The 22007-nt window shown below is 41.2% G+C and carries 22 protein-coding genes and 2 pseudogenes; 8 read left to right on the top strand and 16 right to left on the bottom strand.

Annotation, left to right across the window (positions count from 1 at the left end; genetic code table 11):
* Window positions 1–377: 377 nt before the first annotated feature.
* Complete coding sequence (locus tag O9H85_RS36190; protein WP_269886216.1) at window positions 378–503, bottom strand: YjcZ family sporulation protein; 126 nt, start codon at window positions 501–503, stop codon at window positions 378–380.
* A gap of 703 nt (window positions 504–1206) precedes the next feature.
* The gene (locus O9H85_RS36195; protein ID WP_269886198.1) at window positions 1207–1668 is read right to left on the bottom strand and encodes a DinB family protein; all 462 of its coding nucleotides are present in this window, start codon (window positions 1666–1668) and stop codon (window positions 1207–1209) included.
* A 229-nt stretch (window positions 1669–1897) separates the two neighbouring features.
* On the opposite strand from O9H85_RS36195, the gene O9H85_RS38140 reads away from it, so the two are divergent.
* The 5 genes and pseudogenes from O9H85_RS38140 to O9H85_RS36210 all read left to right on the top strand — a co-directional run bounded on the left by O9H85_RS38140 (window position 1898) and on the right by O9H85_RS36210 (window position 7368).
* Window positions 1898–2818 (top strand): DUF5677 domain-containing protein, encoded by a 921-nt coding sequence (locus tag O9H85_RS38140; protein WP_409348265.1) that lies wholly within the window; start codon window positions 1898–1900, stop codon window positions 2816–2818.
* A gap of 296 nt (window positions 2819–3114) precedes the next feature.
* The gene (locus tag O9H85_RS38145; protein ID WP_409348266.1) at window positions 3115–3345 is read left to right on the top strand and encodes a macro domain-containing protein; all 231 of its coding nucleotides are present in this window, start codon (window positions 3115–3117) and stop codon (window positions 3343–3345) included.
* A gap of 119 nt (window positions 3346–3464) precedes the next feature.
* A complete protein-coding gene (locus O9H85_RS36200) occupies window positions 3465–4676 on the top strand; it encodes a multidrug effflux MFS transporter (RefSeq protein WP_269886199.1) in 1212 nt (403 codons plus the stop codon).
* A 600-nt stretch (window positions 4677–5276) separates the two neighbouring features.
* The gene (locus O9H85_RS36205) at window positions 5277–5786 is read left to right on the top strand and encodes a DinB family protein (RefSeq protein ID WP_269886200.1); all 510 of its coding nucleotides are present in this window, start codon (window positions 5277–5279) and stop codon (window positions 5784–5786) included.
* A gap of 299 nt (window positions 5787–6085) precedes the next feature.
* Window positions 6086–7368, top strand: a pseudogene (locus O9H85_RS36210) (IS110 family RNA-guided transposase).
* A 364-nt stretch (window positions 7369–7732) separates the two neighbouring features.
* Here the strand turns inward: O9H85_RS36210 and O9H85_RS36215 are convergent.
* Window positions 7733–8074, bottom strand: a complete 342-nt coding sequence (locus tag O9H85_RS36215; protein ID WP_269886201.1) for a C39 family peptidase — start codon at window positions 8072–8074, stop codon at window positions 7733–7735.
* Window positions 8075–8289: 215 nt separating this feature from the next.
* On the opposite strand from O9H85_RS36215, the pseudogene O9H85_RS36220 reads away from it, so the two are divergent.
* Window positions 8290–8370, top strand: a pseudogene (locus O9H85_RS36220) (beta-eliminating lyase-related protein); the annotation flags it as partial.
* Between the two features lie 172 nt (window positions 8371–8542).
* On the top strand, window positions 8543–9364 hold the full coding sequence (locus O9H85_RS36225; RefSeq protein ID WP_269886202.1) for a creatininase family protein: 822 nt from the start codon (window positions 8543–8545) through the stop codon (window positions 9362–9364).
* Between the two features lie 339 nt (window positions 9365–9703).
* Here O9H85_RS36225 and O9H85_RS36230 read toward each other — a convergent pair whose 3' ends face one another.
* The 9 genes from O9H85_RS36230 to O9H85_RS36265 all read right to left on the bottom strand — a co-directional run bounded on the left by O9H85_RS36230 (window position 9704) and on the right by O9H85_RS36265 (window position 18570).
* On the bottom strand, window positions 9704–10618 hold the full coding sequence (locus tag O9H85_RS36230; protein WP_269886203.1) for a 6-bladed beta-propeller: 915 nt from the start codon (window positions 10616–10618) through the stop codon (window positions 9704–9706).
* A gap of 88 nt (window positions 10619–10706) precedes the next feature.
* Window positions 10707–11546, bottom strand: coding sequence for a phytanoyl-CoA dioxygenase family protein (locus tag O9H85_RS36235; protein ID WP_269886204.1), 840 nt, complete (start codon window positions 11544–11546; stop codon window positions 10707–10709).
* A gap of 204 nt (window positions 11547–11750) precedes the next feature.
* Window positions 11751–12386: a hypothetical protein gene (locus O9H85_RS36240; protein WP_269886205.1), complete on the bottom strand. Its 636-nt coding sequence runs from the start codon at window positions 12384–12386 to the stop codon at window positions 11751–11753.
* 175 nt (window positions 12387–12561) lie between these two features.
* Complete coding sequence (locus tag O9H85_RS36245) at window positions 12562–13575, bottom strand: serine hydrolase domain-containing protein (RefSeq protein ID WP_269886206.1); 1014 nt, start codon at window positions 13573–13575, stop codon at window positions 12562–12564.
* 204 nt (window positions 13576–13779) lie between these two features.
* On the bottom strand, window positions 13780–14325 hold the full coding sequence (locus tag O9H85_RS36250) for a GNAT family N-acetyltransferase (RefSeq protein ID WP_269886207.1): 546 nt from the start codon (window positions 14323–14325) through the stop codon (window positions 13780–13782).
* A gap of 473 nt (window positions 14326–14798) precedes the next feature.
* Window positions 14799–15713 carry an aldo/keto reductase gene (locus tag O9H85_RS36255; RefSeq protein WP_269886208.1) on the bottom strand — a complete coding sequence of 305 codons (915 nt, stop codon included), beginning with the start codon at window positions 15711–15713 and terminating at the stop codon, window positions 14799–14801.
* A 585-nt stretch (window positions 15714–16298) separates the two neighbouring features.
* Window positions 16299–16496 carry an NAD(P)H-binding protein gene (locus tag O9H85_RS38150; RefSeq protein ID WP_409348264.1) on the bottom strand — a complete coding sequence of 66 codons (198 nt, stop codon included), beginning with the start codon at window positions 16494–16496 and terminating at the stop codon, window positions 16299–16301.
* Window positions 16497–16821: 325 nt separating this feature from the next.
* A complete protein-coding gene (locus O9H85_RS36260) occupies window positions 16822–17370 on the bottom strand; it encodes a GNAT family N-acetyltransferase (protein WP_269886209.1) in 549 nt (182 codons plus the stop codon).
* A gap of 552 nt (window positions 17371–17922) precedes the next feature.
* The gene (locus O9H85_RS36265; RefSeq protein WP_269886210.1) at window positions 17923–18570 is read right to left on the bottom strand and encodes a Bax inhibitor-1/YccA family protein; all 648 of its coding nucleotides are present in this window, start codon (window positions 18568–18570) and stop codon (window positions 17923–17925) included.
* Window positions 18571–18956: 386 nt separating this feature from the next.
* Between O9H85_RS36265 and O9H85_RS36270 the strand changes: the two genes are divergently transcribed.
* Window positions 18957–19436 carry a DinB family protein gene (locus tag O9H85_RS36270; RefSeq protein WP_269886211.1) on the top strand — a complete coding sequence of 160 codons (480 nt, stop codon included), beginning with the start codon at window positions 18957–18959 and terminating at the stop codon, window positions 19434–19436.
* Between the two features lie 94 nt (window positions 19437–19530).
* On the opposite strand, the gene O9H85_RS36275 is transcribed toward O9H85_RS36270, so the two are convergent.
* The 4 genes from O9H85_RS36275 to O9H85_RS36290 form a co-directional block, all read right to left on the bottom strand.
* Window positions 19531–20094: a 5' nucleotidase, NT5C type gene (locus O9H85_RS36275; RefSeq protein WP_269886212.1), complete on the bottom strand. Its 564-nt coding sequence runs from the start codon at window positions 20092–20094 to the stop codon at window positions 19531–19533.
* 102 nt (window positions 20095–20196) lie between these two features.
* Window positions 20197–20547, bottom strand: coding sequence for a YrdB family protein (locus O9H85_RS36280; protein WP_269886213.1), 351 nt, complete (start codon window positions 20545–20547; stop codon window positions 20197–20199).
* Window positions 20548–20856: 309 nt separating this feature from the next.
* Entirely contained in the window at window positions 20857–21000 is a 144-nt protein-coding gene (locus O9H85_RS36285) for a hypothetical protein (protein ID WP_269886214.1), read from the bottom strand.
* A gap of 66 nt (window positions 21001–21066) precedes the next feature.
* Entirely contained in the window at window positions 21067–21702 is a 636-nt protein-coding gene (locus tag O9H85_RS36290; protein WP_269886215.1) for a nucleoside deaminase, read from the bottom strand.
* Window positions 21703–22007: the final 305 nt, after the last annotated feature.

Raw genomic sequence — 22007 nt, forward strand, 5'->3', positions numbered from 1 at the left:
TATAACGGATTTGATGAAAATCAAAGTCAACCAGTACCGTGAAAGATACGGACTTGAACCAATCTAACTCACCCAAATCTATGAGTAACGAGGAACTTATGATCTAGTACATTCAGTTAGAGGGAACGCGGAGTGCTGGGAAACTGGCACGCTCCGTGTGGAGCAGGGGAAAAGCTGGAGATCACTTCAAACGCTTACCTATTGCAACCGATAGCTGAATACAAAAAACCAAAAAAGTCGGTAATCCTTAGAGCAGGAAAACCGACTTTTTTTTGGTAAAAACTGTCCTAGCGTGGGTTTTACGTTATTTGGCTGGCGGTACCCCTACTAAGAACGCCCAAGCTGCGTTAGGAACCGGGCGTTGGTGGTTTAACGATTTAGATAAACAATGAGCGAGAAACAATGACCAACAGAATAAACAGTACGAGAATTACACCCGTCGTCGTAAACAAACCAGCACAGCTGCCTACTCCACCTACTCCACCTAATCCATCAAATCCCATAGTGACATCCTCCTTCCCGTTTCTTCTGCCATTATATGAGTCCAAGTTGCTTGGAGTTTGGACGACTTTAAAAAATGTGTCAATATCCAGAGTAATCCGTCGTTCCGGATTTTCATAGATTTTCATATACCTAAGGTATCCCATAGTAACCCCCTTTCAGGAATAGACGGTTGCATAATGCCTCCGTCTATTTTGCTGTTATTCTGGGATTCAATTATCGTTATGGCGCGTCATCAGCGTTTGCTGCGTCCCCTTTTAATTGTAGCGATGCTTACTAAACGTGTACTGGCGTTCAAATAGCCCCGGGAGATTCATACAATGCATCAGAAAGTATCTATATTCCGGCAGGAAAAACAGTTGATTATTACGTATGGACTGATAACAGTACATTTAAATAGGTATTAAAGTATATGGGGTCACCTCACGAAACGGAAATAATCGTACGCTATCGGCGATCCTGTCAGATTGAGTCCTATGAAGTTGCCATGATAGCGTCAGGGAAATCAATAATCGACCTTAATCTGACGCGATTAATCTCTACGGCTGACGTTCAGTTGAAGTATAGTTCATTATGACAAGTAAACCGAGGGACGGGCAGATTAGTGAAATTAACGACTAGTGTTTTATAGAATTATTGTTACTACTCAGGTACCTATATATGGTAATCAAGGGAGCGAACGAATCAAAATGTCGTAGTAATGATTTATTTAACATATTCGATCATTCGCTTCATTATTGAAATTTGTCCCAAATGGATGCCTTCGTGTAATAACACTAAGCTTGCGAATTCTCCGAAGGTTTCAAGTCCATTAAATGGATTATCCAGTCTCTCATTTATCTTCCCAGAAGGAATTTGTTGTAAACGGACCAACTGATCCTTTAATTGCAAGATGAGTTTATCTACAGAAGGTATATCTCCTTTCCATTCAGTCGGCCTTGTGCCTGTGTCAAATAATTCGATATAGTTTTCCGGCAGATGGATTGTAGATTTGTGGGGATAGCTAATAACTCCTTCTGTAATCGTTAATACATGACCGATGTGCCAATGGATCGTATTGTTAAAGCCTTCCGGCTTTACATCGATTATCTCCTCTGGGATGGACTCTACTGTACCGATAAAAAAACCTCTCGTCAACTCAAATTGTTTAAATACAAGGTGGTTCATCTCTCTCACCTTTCTTCTACATGATTTTGTGTCGTAAGAGCCACTCATAAAGCAACGGGTTGTTATACGTTATTGTCCCAATGTCATGACCGGCATCCGGATAAACGGTTAATTTTCCTTAATTCTCTCAGTAAAAACCTTCAATATTCCCTGCATATATTAGAAAAAGCTTTGGAAACGGGACGGAGAACTCCCTTTAATCAAATGGAAGTCACGATACTTTCGTTATATTCGGAAGTTATTAGCACAATTCGATGGGATTTTCATTCTTTTAGACCATGGATCACTTAATTCAGCTGCGATAACAACAAGGTCAGCTCTTGAAACTTTTGCATCGTTAATGTTTATTTTTGAAGACGGTATAGAATTTGTTGAAAAACGTGCTGCAAGTTACTACACTTTCTATAAATTAGAGGAATTGAAGCATCTCAACAATCCGATAATTGCAGATAGAATATCCTCAAGTTATTCTGTGGCGAAATTACAAGAAATGAAGAACTCAATCAAAACTAAACTAAATAAACAATCTCTGTATAAAGAGGTTTCCGAAATGCGCTTTGAACTTATTAAGAATCTTCGCAATGCGAAGCGCAAAGAGAGTGTTCATTGGTATTCTTTATATACAAAGAATAATATAGAGATCTTTAGTCTTAGCGCTCTAATTGTTTATGTAGACAGATTTGGCAACGATCTAAATAAATTATACTCTCTACTCTCCTTCGAAACTCATTCATTGAACGCGAACAGTGATCTGGATTTTCAAAAAAATCAGGTCATTTTCGATGATTTGAGGCACGAAAAGAATATTGAGACTTATGATCTTTTCAGACAAGTCCGAGACTTTCTTGCATTTCCAACATTTCATATTATATCTCGGTACTTAACTAAAGATGAAGTAGTTAATTTGGAGAATTCTATGAGAGAGATCGCGCTAGTTCTCAGAAACTCTTCTCAGAAACACAACCAGACAGTGCACTCAATTAAATGTTTGTTTATTCAACTAAACGGGTACGATAGCGTAATCATGCAGACTGCCGCGGCAGTCTGCTTTGTCGTTGAACAAACGGGCAGTTATCTTCATATGTGTGGGAACTGTCGCGGCAAGGAATACCTTTATAACGACTGTAATCTAAATTCATATTTCACCTAAAGATCATAAATCAATATGTGAGTTGTAATTAAAAATGTCGCTGATTTGAACATAAAATGTCGTTGAGTTTGAACATAAATGTCGCTGGCCCGTGCCTTGATGGTACGGGCTTTCTTATGTATAAGATAAAATTTTTTAAAGGGGTTGATTGAATGTCACTTTACTGAAACAGCTTGAACAATTGATTTTATAAATGGAAAATAAATTGTCATTTTTTAGTAAGAAGTATGGGATAGATGCATAAAGATTGTGTGATTTTGAATAAGATCTGAATAACTTGCAGAAAGTTCTGAATGATGATTGTCGTAATTTCTTGGCTTATTGATCAGACCCAACTTCTACGTATCCAAAAGGATTGGAGCCAACGGAAAAAAGCAAAATTAGCTTCCTTTTATAGATCGTTTGAGTTTACGAATGAAATAGCTGCAATAAAGACAGTCGCTTTTTGTGCGATTTCAACTGGTATATTCGGATTCCAAAACCGGAAGCGGCTAACATTGCTATGTAGACCGTTAATGAATAGTTAAATACACCTTTCAATCATTTTAAAAAAAATATATTTATTGTAATTAGCGATGTGGATTATAATGAATACCTCAGTGTCTTTCAATGCTGAAAAAATGATTGGATAGGAGCTTCCGAATCAATGGACTTAAAAGAGAATAAACGTCCGCTTAGATTTGCCCTGCTGATGGCAGCCTTTTCTGCGTTAGGGCCATTTAGCTTTGACATGTATCTCCCATCATTTCCACAAATGATGAAGTTTTTTGGAACAGACGCATTTATGATCCAAGCTAGTTTAACAGCTTGCCTGTTAGGATTAAGCATGGGGCAGATCGTAACGGGTGCTTTCAGTGATGTTTATGGCAGACGTAAACCTTTGATGATCGCTATGATTCTATATTCTCTTTCCTCATTTGGTTGTGCTTTTGCACCAAATATCACCGTTTTTATTGTTTTAAGATTCATACAGGGCTTTGCCATATCCGCTGGGACGATATCTAGTGCAATTGTTCGTGATTTATATAGTGGAGTTCAATTAACGAAGTTCTTTTCACTCATAGCGATGATTCGGAGTCTCGCTCCATTACTTGCACCGATTGCAGGGGGTATCGTTATTTCTTACACTACATGGACGGGTGTGTTTATCTTTTTAGGTTTTCTGGGAATATTTTTAACGGCTATAACGACATGGAAACTGAAGGAAACATTACCTGTCGAGCGACGTGTTCCCGGTAACGTTATGGAGTCTTTGAGGAACTTTAGAAGCTTGCTGCAGAATAGGACATTTATGGGTTATGCCCTCGTTCAGGGAATTATGGCGGGAGGCATCTTCGCCTACGTTTCCGGTACTTCATTTATTTATCAAAAGATTTACGGTGTGTCACCCCAAATGTTTTCAATGCTGTTTGCATTGAATGGAATTAGCTTAATCTTGGGATCTCAGATGGTTAGGGGGTTGGCAGGACGGGTGACAGAGCGTCGAATTCTTCTGACGGGGCTGTCATTAGCGTTTTTCTCCAGCACGACGGTCCTGGTCGTAATACTTACTCATGGCCCATTAATTGCGCTGGTCATTCCGCTCTTCTTTTTCGTTGCTTCGAATGGAATCACTGGACCTGCTTCTTTTTCATTAGCGATGGAATCGCAAGGGCACATTGCAGGTAGTGCTTCCGCAATGCTAGGTGTCATTCCATTTTTATTAGGTTCCGTTACTTCCCCCCTTGTGGGAATCGCGGGTGAATATTCTGCTGTACCGTTACGAGTCATTATTTTAACCACCAGCTCGTTGTCCATCATCGCCTATGTAAGCTTGGTTAAAAAAACTAAAAGATCGACCCAAAGATCATATACGTAATCATTGTTGCGATGTATATGCGGATAGAAATCTAAGAAATAGTTGCCAAGAAAATCCTTAGTGAAGCGAGGGGTTACTTGGAGATAGGATTTACCTATTCATGATACTGGTGTTTACGAATAATAAAGATTTAGACTGAACAATAATGTTGTAGACTGAAATGAAAAAGTATTAGACTCGTTTGGCGGCGCTAAACCGAGGGACGGGCAGTTATGCATGAAATGGAATGGGAACGACATTTGTCAAAAGATCGGAGAACATTCTCTTAGACCGACACACGGGCTGTGATTCGTCCCATCATGGAGGTTTCGACGGTAGTGGTCACCATAATTGAGTAATCATTGGGGTTATCGTGTCACGTGCTTTGTGTATCCATTGTCATTGTTTGCAACATTCATTAATGCCGGTGTAAAAGAAACGCCCAAGGAACGGTGAACCCAAGTGTAACTAACCACCGAGGCAGAGCGAATCGCTGGCAGCGATAAGGTCAGGGGTCCGCGCGTTTAGATTCAAACTATCTAAACTTAGCAATCCAAAAGAAATTTCTCGTTTTTTTTATGGTATTGTTAGTTTAGTCCATCATCTCGAGGAGGAGTCCTTATGAATTTTTCAGAAAGGTTGATTGGAGAGTTAAAACGGGAAGCGGAATCGACCCGGAGAGTGCTCGAAAGGGTGCCTTCAGACAAGCTTTCGTGGAAGCCGCATAAAAAGTCGATGTCATTAGGTCAGCTTGCTTTGCATACCGCAGGCGTACCAGGAGGCCTAGCTGAGTTTTTGGATGAACAGTCACGCGAAGTCCCGGTAGTTCCTCTGCCTGAGGCAACATCGTTGAACGAGATCCTTTCGGCGTTTGATAAATACATGCTTTTGGCTGAAAACAAGCTTCTCGCATGGGGAGAAACCGGTCTGATGGAGACGTGGAAGCTTACCCGTGAAGGCATCGCGATCTTAGAGGTGCCCCGAATCGAAATGGTGCGTACATTAATGCTCAATCATTGGTACCATCATCGGGGGCAACTAACGGTTTATCTACGACTGCTTGAGGTCCCGGTTCCGTCCATCTATGGCCCGAGCGCCGACGAGATTAGCAACCAGAGTGGGCGAGCATAGCTGGCAACGATGAGGTCAGACACCTTAAATGAAAACGGCAGAGATGTCGTTTTTTTCTTTTTATTATTTTGTTTCCAAATTCCACACATATGGAGTGTCTAATATTGATGGATCGCAATGAATTGATGAGATGTGACAGTATCGCTAATTATTGAAGGAGATCTGCCGCGATAAATACGGCAACGTTACTGCGCTAAACATTCCTGTTAGTCCTAAGAAATGGACTTTGAAAAAAAAGGAGCGCCTCGGATGGGTCTGTCAACGGGTTAAACCCAACACCATCAAGGAGGCGCTCTTTTATGAAGTTTAAACAATCAGACGCTCAAAATCAACGGATCGAACGAATTTCCACCACTCACCTAATTGTGGGAATCGATATAGCGAAAGAAACCCATGTAGCACAAGCAACAAATTTTCGAGGAATCATACTTACCAAGAGGCATCTTTCTTTCTCCAATACAATTGAAGGTTATATGAAGTTAGAACGATGGATCGATGAAATTCAACAGAAGCACCATCTAAAGAACGTCATAATCGGTATGGAACCAACAGGGCACTATGGATATAACCTTGCCAATTGGCTTGCGGAAAAGGGCAAAGAGGTTGTAATGGTGAATCCAGCTACCACCAAACGAAACAAGGAAAACCGCGATAATTCCCCATCCAAGAGTGATCCGAAGGATGCACTTGTCATTGCTGATGTGGTTAGCCGAGGCTTCTACTATGATTACGCTAGGCACGCTATTGTCTTTCAAAGGTTGCAAACGATGATGAGTGACCGGGAATTTTGGGTAACGAATAGTGTACGATTTCAAAACCGGATTATTCGCTGGTTAGACATACGCTTCCCAGAGTATTTCTCTGTATTTAATAACTGGAAAAGCAAGCGTTCGTTAGCTACCCTTAAAGAATTTCCCCTGCCGCAAGATATAGAGTCTCTATCTGTACCAGAAGTGATTGCAGGCTGGCGGAATCATATGAAGCGAGCCGGTGGCTCACCGGCATGCAAATAGCTGCACAGCTTATTGCCACAGCTAAGCAATGTATAGGTGACACAACCGCTCTACTCGAAGCAAAACAGGATCTCAAGCGGTTATTAGAAGAGTTTGAACGGATTATAGAAGTACTAGATACAATTGAAAAGGATATCGAAGTATTGCTCAGCGGTATTCCAATGGCCAACCAATTACGTTCGATCGGCCTGGGGTCTATCTGTATTGCAGCAATTCTGTCAGGTACTGGTGATCTCAGACAGTATGCCCACGGACGCCAGCTATTACGTAAAGCAGGATTAAACCTAGCTGAAAGCACCTCAGGAAAGAGGAAAGGCCAGATCGTACTCTCCAAAAGGGGGGACGCTACGTTGCGTAAATATCTATATCTAGCCACACTGCAGCTCATTGGAAATAATCCTGTATTTCAGCAACTTCACGAGTACAATGTTCAAATCAAGAAAATGAAGAAACAACAATCGGTATTTAAAGTGATTGGAAAACTGGCCCGAATCATCGTTGGTATAGCAAACCGAGGAGAGGTCTTCTCTTCAGAAAGAGTTGTTCCTCCATATAATCAAGCTGCTTAAGACAGATAAAGAACCATGTGTATTGACTCATTCGCAGGATTGAAAAAGAAAGCACGGAGGACCGAGTTACTGCCCGATAAGGGCTCAGACCCGTCAGCTAAACGTTATCGGTCTCCACGCCTTGGTCAGGTGTAACGAAGGAATGTAAGGGCATAGACCCGTAGAGTCATGGGATGGTGAACCCCAAGGTAAGTGTGGAGTATGCGTGCAGAAGAATAACCCTTGGAGAAATGTTCCAGCACTTCTTCTGTTCCCGTATGCCCAAAATTGGGATAGCTATGTCTGATAAGCTCTCTCCTGAATAACATCTGCAAACCAAGGTGTTAAAATCCTGCGAATGAGTGAGTATATGTGAGATAAACCATTAAAACCGAGGGAAGGGGTAGTACAAGCGTAGCTGCCACGAAGTGGGAGTTGATGGAAAAGTTAGTGCCTGCTTACCCATGATTTCCCATGTTCGGAAAAACATTTTTTTGTTTACTCTGTGTGCCTTCTTCCCAGTCAACGGATCATCGATATAAACATGATCCGGATCAAAGCCGATCAATACCACAGCATGCAGATCCAGCGGAGTTTTAATTTCTTCATTCCCATGCTTCCAAGTTTTCCATCGATCCGGTTGCTTGTAGTCGCCTGTAGTCCATACAACTACAGGCTTTCCCTTTATGATTTGGGCAATCACATCCCTCCATGGTTTACCGGTCAAGTTTAGAGCAGGATCCGAATCAATGAAATCAGCCTAAAATTAAATCAGTTACATGTTAACAAATGTAACATTTTGTATTGATTTCTTTGATGAGTAATGATATAAATGTAATTATTTGGCTTGTCTATTTCATTCAAGAAATGGATAAGAATGATTGGTAATACGGTTTAGCCCTTAGATGAATGTTCCAAGATAAGTGAGGAATACCTGTGAAAATGATCGATTTGCGAAGCGACACGGTGACGAGGCCCACCCGAGAGATGTTAGAAAAAATGATCCGTGCGGAAGTGGGGGACGGTTCTGGATGAACGCATTGCCAACATTGAAGCAATCGGCATGTGCAGCTATGAGGATTGGGTAACCGCCCGTCTTAACGACCCTCAGGACATTATGAGCGTGGTCCTTCCGGGAATGCTGATATACTTCGATTTACCCGACCTGGATTATCAATGAGGATGGAGGCAAGTTATGAATAATGAGGTCAGATACCATATGTTACGCCCCGATCAGATCGTAGCCAGAAGAAAGGAATGTCCGGTAGTCTACATACCGATAGGAACTCTGGAGTGGCATGGTGTGCATAATGCTGTAGGCGCGGATTCATTGCAGGCTGAAGGGATTGCCGTCCGATGTGCGGAAAAAGGAGGAGGGTTGGTTTTTCCGCCCTTATATTATGGTGAGAGCAGGGTTGAGGCTTTAATGGAGGCAAATGCGGCCGATAGGCATCTTATAGCTGAAAAGATGGAGCTGGACCCCGATAATTTCCTGCCTGAGCGAATGCCTTTTTCCGCTACGGAGCAGGTTCTAGGCTATGAAAAACTGCTTCTGCATATTCTTGCGGAAGCCGAGTCATTAGGCTTTAAGGTCGGGGTATTGGTAGCCGGGCATTACCCCCTGATCGACCTCGCACGGGCCGCAGTCCTTACATTTAATAAAAGGCATTACAGCCGTTACCATGGGATGCTGGCATGGGCTTTTGCAGATCATTTACTGGTCGACCATCTCTATGACTGCGCCGGGGATCATGCAGGCGGATGGGAGACATCGCATATGATGGCCCTTCATCCCGAGACAGTAAAACTGGACCTCCTTCCTCCAAAAGGAGAAAAGCTTATCGGCGTCGGCGGAAAAATGGACCCAAGGGATTCAAGTGCGAGTTTTGGAAACGAAATTATCGAGATCGCTTCGGATATTGCCGTAAAGGAGGTTTTCCATAGGCTAGAGAACAAACATATGTATAGCGGTCATGGAAAATGCTTGAGGGAGGGCTTATGGAAAGACACCCATTGACGCCATGTCGTCAAGCCTTGCTGATTGATTTTCATTTTGATATTTGTTTTGACTTCTAATTCCGGAAGTTTTTTATCCCACTTTCGCTAAACGGAATGTCAGGCAATCTTAAAACATATTCACAAAACCCGTATTTTGTACATATGTCTATGGATCTGATAAAACGCCGCGCGCCAATTTTTCAATAAACCAAGTCGTAACAAACAATCAATCCCCATCGAAGTGCCAATAACTTTACTCCCGTCACAGGCTACTAAGCAGTGCTCGTTAACCCTCACCTAGTTAAAAAGAATAAAGAAAACAGCGACAATACTAGATCTAAAAGTTGGTCTGACATTGCTACTGCTTGCGAATCAGCTTAGTAATCCGCCCATGCTGCGTCCACTCGGCGACGTACACGTTATGCTGCGAATCGACGCAAACCCCGTGCGGTGAGCTGAACTTATTAGGACGGAAATACTCCGGCTGCAGATTCGGCCAGCCCTCTTGCTTGTAGGCCTGCTGATCTTCACCAAGATGGGCGATCAGCCGATCGTTCTTATCAAAGATCGTCACCCGACTATGTAGGTCCGGGAAGAAGACTTCGTCTCCATCATAGTAAAAGCTGCAGGGCATATCCATATCATCCGTGATGAATCGCTTATGTTTCCCGTCCAGCGTAAACACCTGAATTCGGAAATTGCCCCGGTCGGCGATGTAGATTTCCGGCTCCTCGTGACGCAGATCAATCGAGATTCCGTGGGGGCATTTCATCTGGCCGGGCTCGGAACCTTTACCACCCCAGGAACTTATGTAGTTGCCTTGAGTGTCATAGTGATGAACCCAGCATTGTCCGTAGCCATCGGTGACCAGTATGTCGCCGTACGGAGTTACACAGATATCGGTCGGGGCATATTTATGCTCGGCATCATAGACGTTCGGCAGATCCGGAACCCCAAGCTTAAGCAGCTGCTCACCTTCCAGCGTGTATTTCGCCGCGAAAGCCAGCTTCGAATCGGTAACGTACAAAAATTGTTCATTACCTTCTGTGTGCAGATAGAAACCATGCGCCCCTTCGAACTCTTCGCCCCAAGACGACAAATATCTGCCGTCCTTATCAAACTTGATACAGGATGGCTTGCCGGTATGAAATATGTAGACGTTGTCCTGCGAGTCCACGACAATTCCATGGGTATAACCCAGCGTTACATGGACTGGAACCTTCGCCCAACCTTCTTGTACCCCATATTGATGCGTACCTCTTCCAACGATCACTGCAATCCCTCCGCTCAAGTATATTTAATAGTTACAATCACGGCATTTGTAAACGCTATCTAAGTATAGCGAATTTATTCAATACAATTTATTTGGAGGAGCTGTACACCAACGGATTCAGCCTACTAGCTGCCAATTCGCCGGCATGTAAGCCCGGTAACCATCTATCTAGGTCATTTTTCCGGGCGTTACTATCCGGCTCGGCTATTCGCGTGTTATCGGCAAAATAAATAACCGTCATCACTTCCCGCATTCTGATTGTCGGGTTTCCGGGGGCGCTGTGGAGCGTCCATCCCGCATGAAACGTCGCATCGCCGGCTTTCATAGCTCCGTACGTTACCCTACCAAAGCCTTTACTGTCGATATATTCTTTCAAAGTTTTATGGGATTCGTCGGAAATGACCAATTTACTAATATAACCGGACTTATGGGACCCCGAAGCAAACGTCATTGATCCCATTTCCTCTGAAATATCTACAAGCGGCATCCACATCGTAATGGTATGCTCGGTTTCGAGCGGCCAGTAAATCTGGTCTTGATGCCATGGTGTATGCCCGCCTCCGGGCTCTTTGAACAGGGCCTGGTCATGATAAATACGCACACCTTGGACTCCCATTAGCTCGGCCGCAATCTTGGCAAATCGCCTTGCCGTGACAAAGCGCTTAACCGCCGGATTCGTTTCCCACAAATTCGTAATTTGGATAAAAGCTTTTCCATAAGTATCCCTCTCGCTAAGAGGCTTCGTATATTTCCCAATTTTCTGTGCTACCACTTCGTAAGAGATCACTTCACGGTAGGCGGCAATTTCAGCCGGATTGGCCGCTGCTTTGATCAGGATGTGTCCGTCCTGCTGATAGGAAGCAATTTGCTGCGGGGAAAGTGAGTAATCCCCTTCTAATTCGGGCAGATCCTTACTATGTTTTTGCATGCTACATCACTCCTTGGTTTTTGATATCCACTAACTCCAACCTTATAGTTGATTCTCATATTATTGACAGTATATGATAAAACGCTAGGAGAATGTTTGCAATATTTCACAAAAACGTATATTTTCGAGGGTAACAGTAGGGCACCAAAATTTTTCAACTAACGTACTCCGTTAGCGCAATTCTGCCATGCTGGGATGAAGTTATTATCTTAAAGGATATATAAGTGTAATTGCTTCCTTTCTTAATTCCTCATAAAAGAAATAATTATGGTCTGCGCCAACAATACAAAGAATCCTTTTATCGGGATTGGCTTTAAATGTGTTTACTACCCGTTTAATCATAATATGGTTCCTGACTATCCACCGAAAATTTTGCGATACTGGATTGATCTGAAACAACCAATCATATTTTTGCTTGGATAAATTATCAAACTCCTTCGAATTAAAAGGAATAGTTCCATAAGAGTGAGCATTCATTTGCTTTGAAAACCATTCGTCATCAATTTTCTCAAGCTCAGCCTTTTCCTCTTTTGAATAATCTTCGAATGGCGAAAAATTGTTCCAGACATCCGGTTCAAACCAGTCAATGGGGACAAACTCAATACTGTGCTCTTCATATAAAGGGAAAATCAGTTCCCAATATTCACTAGCGGGTTCTCCCCAATAACCTTTTTCATTTTTGTTATTTAAGTACTTTTCCCAGCTTCTCGGATGAACTTCGCCACATATAATATCCGGCTTAAACTCCAAAATAATCTCCTTATAAAGATCGAGAGGACATTGATACCTATCTCTTAATTCATTATTATGTATCGTCCCTAAGATTCCAACAGTGGTCATAGCATAATTCCCCTCTTTTAATTTATCTAAGTTTGATTTAATACGTCGATATTACCATAACATGGAATTGGAGTCCCCATGTTTTTTTGTGATTTTATACCACTATTTCTGCGCATAACTGCACGTTAGTTCAGCGCCGCCGCCTGAGTCCAATATTTTACGGCAATAACCGGCGTCAACTTGTTTGTGACTGAGCGGAATGTATGACTTTATCACCAAATTCCCTTAAATAGAATAAGTAATCGTTGTTCGAATCTCCATAGTTGTACAGCTTGTTGTACATTCGGACCACTACAAGATCGAGCTCGGGCACGACGAGAAGTAATGGACCTGTGACCCCAACGATCTGATAGGAGCCGCACGGCACCGCTCGTCCAATTTCGCTTTGGCGTGCTTCCCGCCTTTTAACATACCAGAGGAATCCGTTTTGCGGCAGCTCTGCGTCATCGAAGGAGGGACTTTGTACGGCAGTTGACAGGTCGATGGCTTGTGAAGGAATGACCTGCTTACCGTTAATAAATCCTCTCTTTAAGTGCAGGTATCCCCAAAAGGCAAGCTCACGGGCAGAGACGAACAGGTGGCCGAGCCTGGACTCCGGTGGCCCAGCAGGATCATGGATCACTCTAACTAAAGTTTCATGGTCAGCTCTTCTCCACGTTGTTTCCCGAAAGTCTAGCGGGCCGCAGATGCGTTCTTGGATGATCTGTTCAACGGATTGCTCCATTACTAATTGAATGATTTCTTCGAGTATTTGAATGCCATTATTATTGTAAGCCCAACCGCTGCCGGCTTTAAAATCACGGTACAACCCGCCGTGGTCGTCAGTTCTCAGTCCGTAGGAATAAGTGAGTAAGTGGCGAATCGTCGTGCCTTCCAATAAATCCGTATGATAATTGTCCAACAAGGCAGTGACCTTATCATCCAGACGTAACTTGCCTTCATATATGGCTAGGGCAGCAGTTAATCCAATGTAGCTCTTCCTTGCGGATGCAATGTAAAATTGAGAGTCGGGCTGTACTTCCCTGGCTCCCGCTAGCTGGGAATGATGACCGGAGTAATGCTCTGCAACGATTTTATCCTGATGGATGACAACGATGGCCGTTGCCGAGCCTTGATTTCGTCTATTGATCTCTTGACTATACTGTATGAGCTGATCGAACCGATTACCGAGTTCCTGTGGAAGCAGCATTGGAGGGCTCCTTTCGATGGATGATCTCTATATTTCTATAAAGAGCTTCGACTCTCCTTTTGATTACGTAAATCACGTAATTCATCCTCCGCATACTGTTCCCCTCCTTTTAGAGGATTTTTGGTTTATTTTAATACCCGTTACTTCGATAAATCGAAAAAGGAAATGCCTAAAGCAAGCTCCTCCACTATCGTCTCCATTAGTTTAAGAAGATACTTTCCAATCATCCTTAAGCATCCCATAAACAAAGTGATCAATAAAACGATCGTATAGCCATTCGGTCTGTCGAATTAGCCCCTCATTCATAAATCCTAGTTTTTCCGGAATAGCTCTACTCTTTAAGTTACCAGAACCACATCGTATCTCAACTCTATTGAGTCCTAACTCGTTGAATGCGTAGTTCACCATTATTTTGCAGGATTTTCTCATAATTCCATAACCTTGGTATTGTTCACCTAACCAGTAGCCTATACTGGTTTTCTTATTTGCCCAATCAATAGAATGATATCCTATGCAGCCAACAATGTTCCCTTTAAACCATATTCCTGTATTGAATCCGTTATTAGAAGAATGTTGTTTCTGACAAGATTCAATAAATGATTTAGTATTTTCTACATCAATCGTCCCATCAACCCAAGGAAGCCACTCTCGAAGATAATGCCTCGAACCATCTGTTACCGCATACAAGCTTTCAGCATCGTCAGGTTCAAGCACTTTTAGAATAATATCATTATCAACTATTAAGAACATCTTCACCACTCCCTTGCAAAAACCCACTTAATGGCATCTTATCAATAAAAGCACATTTCTGCAGCATTAACTTATTCAACTATGCTGCCCGATAGCTCAATGACGAAGAGGAGTTACTTGTCCCCTCTCCGCCCACCACAGACGTACCCCAATCGTAATTTCAGTATACCTTTAATTCCTCTTGTCGGAAATGAGATAAAGTTTTTGTCAAAATCGGGAGTGGGATAAAATTCTTGTCAAGGAGAATTGACAAGAACTTTATCCCATAAAACAAGAAAGCCGCGATTTACGCGGCATTTAATGAGATAATGTTCTTGTCACCCGACAACTATTGTCTTCATTAGGTTTACCGAATGATGATTTAATTACCTTCCCTAGATAATAATGCGCGGATGATCGAGGTAAGTTCAACTGTCGCTTCCATCTTGTGAAAGGGCTCACCACTTTCATATTTATGAAGCTTATTCAACAAGCTATTGCGCAAAAAATGCTTTTTTTCTTGTGTTCGATACTTCTTTATACAGTTCAGTTTCAAGAATTTTGTCAATCATAGACTGTTCCTCTTGTGTGATCGTCAAATCGTTTAACACCTGCAAGTTCGATTTCAATTGATCAACCGTGGCGACACCGATAACGGCAGTCGAAACACTTGTATTTTGCAGATTCCATTTGATGAAAATTTGGGCTAATTGCTGTTTGTCAAGAAATCCGGCTTCCTCCCCCATTGCAAAAAGCTTTCCTTTCATGAACAATTCTCTTGTTAATATACCCATAGATTTATGGTTCGCGGCTGGTACAATTTCGTTTTCCATAAACCTATCAGCCAAGTTGTAGTTGATGTAAATCGAATCAAAACAGCCTTTGTTAATTTGTTGCAGATAAACATCATTCCCGGAAAAAGTATCCGCGTTAGCAAATCTGATCAAGCCTTCTTGTTTTAAGACTTGAATATTGTATGAGATTTTATCCAGATATTCAGGATCCGCATCTAGAGCAGCTTTCATAAAAGCCAAATTAAATATATCAATCTTCTCTAGCTGCATCAGCTTCAATATGCGAATAACTTCATTTCGCAGCAGTTGAAAATCGCTCATTTGGCGATTATTAGGATCATAACTGTAGCACATACCTTCTGGACGTGTCTGAATCAGAATCTCGTGGCTTGGAGCCAATTTTTTTAGCAGCCGGCCAAGTGCCTCCTTCTCTGAATCAATCGTAGCATCAAAAAAGTTGATCCCACTTTCTAATGCATGAATCATAATTTCTTCACGATTGCTATCCCCAAAATTGGGGAAAATATGCCCGCGTGTAACAGCCTTATCAAAATCATCTTGAAACCCCTTAATTCTTCCACCCGGATAAAATTCATGACCGCCTAATCCGAGCATCGAGACCTTCCATCCTGTGTTTCCATATTCTCTAAAAATCATACACATTCCATTCCTTCCCCAATTAAAATTACTATTCAACTTAAACCGTAATGACTATCAAGTCTTTCTCAACAGAGACCGGATCTCCTATCGGTGATGTCAATTTGCATGGAAAAATTCATCTTCATAAATTACTCTTCAATCGGTATGATTAAACCGGAAGTTAGAGCTCAACCTAGTCATTCAACTTCCACCATCGTACCATTGGCAAGTTTGATTTTTCTCATGGAACGAATACCCCCTCCCTGCATCCAAATTACCTATTTTAATATGAAATCAGCTGTATGTATTGATATTTACTGCCAGCGTAGAAAAGGCCGCCCGACGATCCCACGATAGCCTCATCGTGATGTTTTTGAACTCTTGTATCCGTTAGCGCAATGACGTACTTTTTCTTCGCTAGCATCTCATCTCGAGTATGGAACATAGGTTATGACAAGGGTATGATTTTGGGATTAATCGCATCGGAGTCGAAGAACGAATAGTCTGGGTAGTATACCTTGGACCCATCCTTTTATCAATCATGAATAAACATCGATTGCTTTACATAACGTGAATTTTCCAGCTCATCAACAATAAAAGCTGCCACATCGGCACGTGATACTCTGCCCAGCATGGAAGGTGGAAGGATCCGTGCTTATATTGTCCTTTTGCTGGTCCTATCGTGAGCGTAGGCGGCTGAACGATCGTCCAATCCAATCCACTCTGCCGCACAAAGTCGTCCTGTTTCTCTTTTGTCATGAAATCCCCTATAAGTAAACAATGAAACAAGCTTTACCAACGTCCTCATTCCGAATCCAAGCTGCTGCCTGCTTGCTCTACTAGTACCGAAACCGGTGAGGACTATCATTCTCCTAACCCCATGTCTTGTCATCGCGTTCACAATTTGCTGCGTCCCTCTGGAGCATACATCAGAAGGAGTGCTTGTGGTGGCAGACAGCAGTTCCGGATGCTCCAGATTCGCTTGCACAGACGGTTGACGTTGATTTGTCCGCCAGCTGACGCGTCCGCTCAAGCGGCGCCCGCACTGGACACATGCAGCATTAAAAAAGATGTCGTATAAAAATCATTTTAATATTGTTCGATTTAATTTATTCTCCAATAAACGCCAACCCTCAATACAATCCGTTTTCGTAATAAATGCCTCAAAGCCATAATCCAAATACATATTTATAGCTCGATAACTTGTCGTTTGAGTGGTTAAATATGCTTTTGTATGGAACCGAGATAAGATTTTAAGGGCAGCACTAAACAATGGTTTTGCAAGTTTCTTTTCTTGATATGCCGGCTTTATTCCTACCCAGTGTATTCTTCCCCATGTTTCCATTTCGTCAAGTGTACCGTACCATGCCGTAGTTGTTCCTATTACTTCTCCATGTTCGTTTTCCATAAATAGACAGCGCAATGACATCTCATCAAGATGTTGTCCGAATTCTTGACCAAAACGCGTTAGAGCCGCAGCTTCATCTTTAAACTCGTTTACGCTTACCTCGACAGCTGCCCAAATGTGTTCTTCACCCTTGTTGTAAGTTCTTATCTTATATTTATTGGGAACTGAATATTGCGGAATATTGAGCAGATCTCTCCTGATCATTGTAAGTGAAATTCTTCTCAATTAACTCAACTCCATTATTTTATTCAATTTCACCTTTTTATCAAGCATACTCTTTTTGGGGAGCCTTATAAATACAAACTTCCTACTAAAGAAAAAAAGGACCTTTAAGCCCCATTTCCCATATACATAGCTATGAATGGCCTCGCGACGAGTCCAGAGGACGCTTCCCCGAACCCTCATGCAAATCCTGTTCCTATCCGTGAGTCTTGCAATATGGATATTTTACCTCCGTCATCGATCTGTGCGGAGACACGGTGAAGATTTCGGACAATCCAGGTGAAACAAAAATTAATCACTGCTGCAGAGAAAACAATTGCCGGAATCGAAGTCATGCATATGATAAAGAAAGGGCAGGTCGAATGCATTCATTCGTCTGTCCTTTCTGCAGTACAATTAATCAATAATATGTTTGGTTTAACAGCATAATCAAACAACAATAAGGCGACTATCTTTGATTCATTTTAATAGTTGCACCAAAACCTTAATTAATTTAGTCTTAAAAGCACGTTAATCTATGCTAAAAGTATTTGAACAGAGGTTCAACCTTTATCATTAATCACGCTTTAAATTCAAACCGAATAGTCGTAAAATAAACAAAAATAGATTAACGAAATTTAAAAACAAAGATAATACAACAAATGGAATCTCTTCTTGAGTTACACCATAGTGGGTGATTCGTGATATATCAAATAACGTATATCCAATAAAAATCAGTATCCCAAGCAATGTGTAAATCCATGCAGCGGTTGTTGAAAAAGGAACAAAAAAATTGACAATACCCATCCCCAATAAAGCTATTATTCCGATAAAGAGAAACCCACTAAGAAAACTAAAATCTGACTTAGAGATTGTTGCATATAAAGCAGCTCCGCCATATGCAATCACTGTTACGGCGAATGCTTGCAGAACCATTGAAGCTCCAATTACAGAAACATAATTTGCTATAACTGGATATAAGGTTATTCCAGAAATAATTGTAAATGAATATAAAAAACCATAACCCACCCTCTTACTGCGACGAATGAACGTAGCAGCAATAATCATAATTAGTTCCACCACCATCAGTGGTAAAAATAAAGCCGTTGGCACATATTCACCGATATTAAGTCCTACAGAAGCAAACAGTAAGCTAAAAAATAGGGCTGGAAAAATGTGCCCCATGGTAACTCTCGACGAGCCAGTATAACTATTTGGGTACATGTTTTTTACCTCCTATACAGGTCTATTTATATTATAATCTATTTTCAATTAAAATTTACGTATTACAATGAAGAATTAGTCCAATTTTTCTGATATTCAAGTGTTACTGCTAACGCATAATGTCCGCGAGTTGACGGCGTAAGTTGTCCTGCTGGTGACGGACAATCTGTCCACGCAATGCCTACACATTCATGGAAGGCATCCTTTTCCTTTTCTGTAATCGGTCATTATATTCAGCAACTCTCGGATAGGCAATCCCGTCAGCAATTGGGCATTATCTTTCAGCGGAAGAGTTCTATTTCATGGAATGGGAAATTTGCATACCAGCAGCTTCTTTAGTTACAATTTAGAAGTAAGCAAAAAATCTAATTTGGAGGTTCATACCATTGAGCTCTCACGCCATAATCAACACAGTTAATGTTGCACGTCTTATGACAATTGGAAAAGTTGAATCCGTCAGCGAAGAATTTTTTGATGTACAACCCCCGCAGTTCAATAACACCATTAGATGGAATTTAGGTCATCTAATCGCAGTTATGGATTCACTAGTGTTCAAACGCATTAGTCAATCGTCAAAGCTTCCTGAAGGATTTGTAGACCTTTTTAAAGGCGGTACAAAGCCTTCTGAATGGACGACTACTCCTCCTTCAAAAGATGAACTTATAACTCTGTTGAAGCAGCAATCTAACGACTTAAACGAAACCTTTGCCAATAGAGCAGAAGAAAAGTTAGAAAATCCATTCCAAATTCGTGACTTTAAGCTTGAAACGGTTGGCGATGTGATCGGCTTTGCCATTGTACACGAAATGATGCATACAACCACCATTTCGGATTTGTTAAAGGTCATCAACTATCAGAATAATTAGCTAATCAAAAGCGGTCAGTTGGAAAATCACTGATCGCTTTTCGTTTTTGTGGCGATTTGCATGAAACTTCTCTTATCGAAATTGTACTTAAATTTTATGATACAAAAGCATCAAGAATATCACCAATCTCTTTCCAATCCCTTACTCTCGTTATCCTATCATGTTGACACTCTTGATTATATGGCTTATCAATCAATAGAACGTTGATACCACCATCAGCTAAGGTGAGAGCATGTGCTGGATGGTCTTCGATAAAAAGTGATACCCCATTTAATTTTGCACATTCTAGCTTCCCATTCTCAAATTGCGATGCACATAGTGAAGATTCAACAATAATATCATTTTCTTTAATCCACTTTTTTGCGGATTCCATCCATTCAATTGGTCTTCCAGTCATAATTGTAAATTTTATTTTATCGACAAACCTAGATAGTGTTTCTTGTAAGAAAGGGTATGGTTCCATATGATGTAATTCATCTTGGTTAATGGTAAAAAACTCTTGAAATTCTTCAAAACTCTGCCCGTAAAGTTCGGATATTTCATAAATCGTAACTTCGTCGAACATAATATTCCGTTTAAGTTGTTTATTAAGAACACTTACAATAGATTTCCTTGTATCCATTAAAGTATCATCAAAGTCCAGTCCAATATGTATCACTAATTTTCACTCTCCTACTCAGATAAAATCCATGTTTTATCCATAACTTTTCATTACAAAAGCCACATGCCTAAAAGCCGTTCGAGTTCTCAACCAATAGAGTTACTTCAAGAGCCGTTCTCCCAAAAGGTACACCAGAACGTGGTGGACAATCGACACTAGAGCTAAGGATACGCCTAAAGTACGTTGTCCGGCTACGTACCACGCAACGGCAGCTAATACGGAGAGGATCAATTCTTGAATAAGGCGGAAGAGTTCAGGCATCGGGGCTACCTTACGGAAATCGATAAAGGTCCACACCGAAAAGACTAGTAATGGTGCGCCAATGCTCAACAAAGTGCTTTGGAACGTACTTTTGCCGGTTCGATACCCCCAGTAAGCCAGTGCAACCACGATGCCAAGCTCCATGAGGCCTCTCAAAACTAAGTTAACCCATTTTAAGAGCATCACCATACTATGAGGTCCCCCTGTAAAATTACTCATTTATACGTTCTTAAGACTTAATCCCACCAAGCATATAATTTTTCATCCGTTTCAAGTTCATCAGTTTATAAGCAGAAGGCAATAAAATCTTTCTTCAACGTATTAGTTACATACTCCTTTGGAACAAAAAGCGTGTCTAAAGATACTCTGTAATCTTTACGCAATGGGCTAGTAGCATAGCCTTTAGCTAATATGGTAGGATACTTTGTCATAAAGTTAAAAATTTTTTCTACGCTTGGAGAACTGTTATGACTTTCATGTGGGTCAATGAAATTATCATCAATTAGCTGTTTTTAAGATACTAATGTTAATTAAATCAAATTCCCTAACACTTTTGAATCCCCTTCCTGCTTCCCATTCACCAGAGATACCTAACAGTTTATCTCTCTTCTCATAATTCATATTGAACACGAAATCCCCCATATTATTGCCCCTCCAGCTAATCTGATCTATAAAATCGTGCTTTCATTGACAATTTGTTATATATCTCTAACTTAGTTCTTGATTAATTTCATCTATTATTTTGCCAATGTGGTATCCGTTCTGTTTTGCGTGTTCAAGTTTATTAAGATCAAACCAACGTTTCCCCAACTCCACCGCTTCTGGATAATCTTCTGTAAAACCATAAAGTAATTTCTGGGCTGTCTCCTTATTAAGATAACGAAGTATGTAATCCGTTCTTAAAACTCTTTGTATTTCGCCTAATCGTTTTTGATCGCATTGAATATCAATTAACCTTCCCTCAATGAATGTATTATTGGAATTGTTTAAGTTGGAGCCACCTGCCAAAAGGTCTTTAGCCGAGTACCTCACTTTTCCGACATTACACATGACAATGGCTCCAAAGCATAAAATACAAGGTTCTGTCGTTGTGTATAAAGTTAAATTTCTCATTTGTGTTTCTTTACTTACCTGCATCAATACATTGATTTCGGCATGTGCAAGTTTATTGCCGCATGTTTGTTTTACAGGTGCATAGGTTTCATTAATCCTATTTCTTCCACGACTAACGATATTATTTTGTTCGTCAACTAATACTGCTCCGATTGGTATTGAGCCGTTGCAATATGCTTCCCATGCTTCCTCAAAGCATATTTGCCAAGGGATTTCTAGTGATTGCCACATACATTTTTTATGGTGCTACAAGATGTCAAGACAGTTTTTTTAGATTTTTAAGGTGTGAAATCTTGCACAATGTTTGTTGTAATTGCCCCAAAGGGGCAAGCAGTTAATCGATCAGTGATGGAAATATTGAAAGATATTACCACTGAAGAAGATGTTCATAGGTTGAGGACGTAGCCCAAGCGAAGGCGCGGGAGAAAGGCTTTCTCTTTTGTCATTCACATGTGGATAATAGAATAACGTCACGGTTATACACAGCAGCCGGCGTATGGTTTTGCAGAGACTGATGCGGCAGATAGTGATTGTGC

Origin of the sequence: Paenibacillus gyeongsangnamensis, assembly GCF_027533625.1 — a bacterium.
In the GTDB taxonomy this organism is placed as follows: domain Bacteria; phylum Bacillota; class Bacilli; order Paenibacillales; family NBRC-103111; genus Paenibacillus_G; species Paenibacillus_G gyeongsangnamensis.

Coding starts and splice junctions, on each gene's coding strand:
- O9H85_RS36250 (WP_269886207.1), bottom strand. CDS start 14,325: ATGTTCTTAATAGTTGATAATGATATTATTCTAAAAGTGCTTGAACCT.
- O9H85_RS36200 (WP_269886199.1), top strand. CDS start 3,465: ATGGACTTAAAAGAGAATAAACGTCCGCTTAGATTTGCCCTGCTGATG.
- O9H85_RS36290 (WP_269886215.1), bottom strand. CDS start 21,702: ATGTGGCAATCACTAGAAATCCCTTGGCAAATATGCTTTGAGGAAGCA.
- O9H85_RS36255 (WP_269886208.1), bottom strand. CDS start 15,713: ATGCTCGGATTAGGCGGTCATGAATTTTATCCGGGTGGAAGAATTAAG.
- O9H85_RS36245 (WP_269886206.1), bottom strand. CDS start 13,575: ATGCTGCTTCCACAGGAACTCGGTAATCGGTTCGATCAGCTCATACAG.
- O9H85_RS36265 (WP_269886210.1), bottom strand. CDS start 18,570: ATGTACCCAAATAGTTATACTGGCTCGTCGAGAGTTACCATGGGGCAC.
- O9H85_RS38145 (WP_409348266.1), top strand. CDS start 3,115: ATGATTGTCGTAATTTCTTGGCTTATTGATCAGACCCAACTTCTACGT.
- O9H85_RS36240 (WP_269886205.1), bottom strand. CDS start 12,386: ATGACCACTGTTGGAATCTTAGGGACGATACATAATAATGAATTAAGA.
- O9H85_RS36280 (WP_269886213.1), bottom strand. CDS start 20,547: ATGGTGATGCTCTTAAAATGGGTTAACTTAGTTTTGAGAGGCCTCATG.
- O9H85_RS36235 (WP_269886204.1), bottom strand. CDS start 11,546: ATGCAAAAACATAGTAAGGATCTGCCCGAATTAGAAGGGGATTACTCA.
- O9H85_RS36225 (WP_269886202.1), top strand. CDS start 8,543: ATGAATAATGAGGTCAGATACCATATGTTACGCCCCGATCAGATCGTA.
- O9H85_RS36285 (WP_269886214.1), bottom strand. CDS start 21,000: ATGGGGGATTTCGTGTTCAATATGAATTATGAGAAGAGAGATAAACTG.
- O9H85_RS38150 (WP_409348264.1), bottom strand. CDS start 16,496: ATGACAAAAGAGAAACAGGACGACTTTGTGCGGCAGAGTGGATTGGAT.
- O9H85_RS36205 (WP_269886200.1), top strand. CDS start 5,277: ATGAATTTTTCAGAAAGGTTGATTGGAGAGTTAAAACGGGAAGCGGAA.
- O9H85_RS36195 (WP_269886198.1), bottom strand. CDS start 1,668: ATGAACCACCTTGTATTTAAACAATTTGAGTTGACGAGAGGTTTTTTT.
- O9H85_RS36190 (WP_269886216.1), bottom strand. CDS start 503: ATGGGATTTGATGGATTAGGTGGAGTAGGTGGAGTAGGCAGCTGTGCT.